The organism is Kordia sp. (assembly GCF_045105435.1).
GTDB lineage: Bacteria > Bacteroidota > Bacteroidia > Flavobacteriales > Flavobacteriaceae > Kordia.
Genome location: NZ_JBGCDL010000156.1, coordinates 1 through 2,812, shown reverse-complemented (window position 1 = coordinate 2,812; position 2,812 = coordinate 1). Strand labels below are relative to the sequence as shown.

4 protein-coding genes are annotated in these 2,812 nt (G+C 33.9%); 2 read left to right on the top strand and 2 right to left on the bottom strand.

Features of this window, described 5'->3' with window-relative positions; translation table 11 throughout:
• Positions 1 to 28: 28 nt before the first annotated feature.
• The gene (locus AB8B65_RS08245) at positions 29 to 634 is read right to left on the bottom strand and encodes a trimeric intracellular cation channel family protein (protein WP_405300429.1); all 606 of its coding nucleotides are present in this window, start codon (positions 632 to 634) and stop codon (positions 29 to 31) included.
• Positions 634 to 1,374 (bottom strand): RDD family protein, encoded by a 741-nt coding sequence (locus AB8B65_RS08240; RefSeq protein ID WP_405300428.1) that lies wholly within the window; start codon positions 1,372 to 1,374, stop codon positions 634 to 636. Before AB8B65_RS08240 ends, AB8B65_RS08245 begins: the two co-directional genes overlap by 1 nt.
• Before the next feature lie 24 nt (positions 1,375 to 1,398).
• Here AB8B65_RS08240 and AB8B65_RS08235 point away from each other — a divergent pair, with 24 nt between their 5' ends.
• Together AB8B65_RS08235 and AB8B65_RS08230 are read left to right on the top strand one after the other, a co-directional pair.
• Entirely contained in the window at positions 1,399 to 2,376 is a 978-nt protein-coding gene (locus tag AB8B65_RS08235) for a stage II sporulation protein M (RefSeq protein WP_405300427.1), read from the top strand.
• Positions 2,360 to 2,812, top strand: a 453-nt coding sequence (locus tag AB8B65_RS08230) for a hypothetical protein (protein WP_405300425.1), incomplete at its 3' end; no start/stop codon positions are given. The genes AB8B65_RS08235 and AB8B65_RS08230, both read left to right, overlap by 17 nt.

Genomic DNA, 2,812 nt, shown 5'->3' with positions numbered 1-2,812 from the left:
AGAAGGAACTAACGCTTGTTGGTTCCTTTTATTTTTGATAGATCGTTGGCAATTGAATTCTGAATTTCACTACAATCAAACGAATGGAAATTACCATCAATGCCGTAAAGATGTAGATTAAATTTTCTGTAAGACCTACATATTTTAATGCAAAAAAGGTGCATCCGCCCAAAATACACGCCGTAGCATATATTTCTTTTCTAAAAATCACAGGGATTTCGTTACATAATATATCTCGAATAACACCACCAAAGCTCGCGCTCATGGTTCCTAAAGCGATACAAATAATAGGATGTAAATCGGCAGAAATTCCTTTCTCCACTCCAATAATGGTAAAAACACCCAATCCGATTGTATCAAATAAAAATAAAGACGTTCTTAGTCGATTCAACTTTTTTCGCAATAGTATTGAAAAAACGACCGCTGCTCCAATTACGTATACATAATTTAAATCGTCCATCCAGCCAACTGGTGTTTTGCCAATAAGTATATCGCGCAACGTTCCGCCTCCAACTGCTGTGACAAAAGCAATAATGAAAATTCCAAACGGATCCATACGTTTTTGCATCGCAATTAAAACGCCCGAAATTGCAAAAGCAAAAGTTCCAATAATATCAAGTGTGTAAAATAACATTACATGTTTTGTGTGTAGAAGTTGAAATCTTTAATAACAATATTAATAAAAGGAATTGTTTCTTTATCGGATTTTACTTCCATAACTTGCTCTACTTTAGCGCGAAGTTTGTTAAGTGTATCAACATCTTTTCCTTTTTTAGCAATGACAAATGTTTCTTTTACAATACGCATATCATTGTCAGAAAGTTGAATAACTGATGGAAACTGTGGTTTATAATCGACTCCTATTTCTTCCATAATTGTATGTGAAATACGCACTTTTTGTTTCTGAGAAATTACAGCTGTTCCAGAAGACATTCCGCCTAAACGCTGTGCTTTTTCACTCATAATAATAGCAATAAGGGCTACAAAACCACTTAGCATATTCAAGTCGACAATTCTAAAAAACCAACGAATTATATAATCGACAAAAGTAGCTTGATAGCCGTCAATTTTAACCACTTTGATCTTTACTATTTTTTTTCCGATTGTTTGTCCTTCCCACAAAGACTCTAAAACCAACGTATAAATAAGCGCAGGAAAAAGTATCATTATATATATGGCGGTTTTTGACCAACCATCTAACGAATAATACGATTCACTGTCTTCCACAAGTGAATGAAAAAACAAAACAATCAAAACACAATACACAATTTTAATAACCAAGTCAATAACATGTGCTACCACACGTTCACCAACAGCAGCTTGCGTAAAATTGATATTTACATTTTGCGTAGTATTAATTTGTATCTCTGACATATAATGTTTTATTTTAGCGTATCTATGAGAGAAGTTGCATTTATCAAGCAAAATAAGCAAAAATGGTTAAACTTTGAAAAAACCATTTATAATAATCATTTTAAACATCCTGATGAGCTTTCGTCTTTGTACATTCAGTTAATGAATGACTTGTCGTACGCACAAACCTATTACCCTAAGAGTAAAACTATTAGCTACTTAAATCAGCTTGCTTCAGCTGCTTTTCAACGTATTTATAGAACCAAACGCACCAAAACTAATCGTTTTATTTCTTTTTGGAAAACAGAAATTCCGCTAATTATGTTCGATTATCGTCGATATACATTTTACGCGTTTTTAATATTTGGACTTTTTGTCGCTATTGGCGCGCTTTCTGCTGCGTATGACGATTCGTTTGTACGTTTAATTTTAGGCGATCATTATGTAAATACAACCTTAGAAAACATAGAAAACGGAGATCCTGTTGCCATTTATAAAAGTGGAAGCAATTGGGGAAGTTTTATTGGTATTACTTTTAATAACTTATTTGTAAGCATGAAATCCTTTATTTTTGGGATTTCTGGCGGCATTGGAACTGGCTACATTCTTATGGTAAATGGTATTATGCTTGGTTCGTTTCAATACTTTTTTTACGAACAAGGTGTACTTTGGGAAAGCGTTCGCGGAATTTGGATTCACGGCGCTATGGAAATATTTGCCATTGTCATTACTGGCGCTGCTGGTTTGGTATTGGGTGCAAGTATTTTATTCCCAAAAACCTATTCGCGTTTAACTGCGCTAAAAATTGGACTCAAAAACGGAATTAAAATACTAATCAGTACGTTTCCTTTTATGTTTGCCGCAGGTTTGTTGGAAGGATTCGTCACACGATATTCCAATACAATGCCAAATTGGCTTTCAGTTGGTATCATCCTTCTTACTTTAGCATTCATCTCATTTTACTATTTAATATATCCGCATATCATACACAAAAAACTAAGAACTCATGTTGCAACTATATAAATCAAGAGATTTCGGATTATTCTTTAAAGATACGTTTGCGTTTTTAAAAGCACACGGACGCCATTTTTTCAAAAATTACCTGTTGGTGAGTGGCATCTTTTTGGCAATTCTCATTTACATGAGTTACATGCTACAAATCGAACATGCAGAAATACAGTCATTAGGGCTTTTAGATGAAAGAAATCGAGACGAATTATTCAACTATCTCCAAGAAACGATGAATGCCAATTCGGGTAAGATAACACTTTACAGCTTACTCTTTTCGTTTGTGGGCATCCTGTGTTATTCCTATGTACCTCTTTATATGAAACTGTATAAAAAACACAAAGGAGCCAATTTTTCTACCAAAGAATTGTTTGATGAGTTAACGCAAAACTTTGGCAAATTGATCAAGTTTTTTCTAGCAACTGTGGTCATTTCAATTCCTTTAATGATT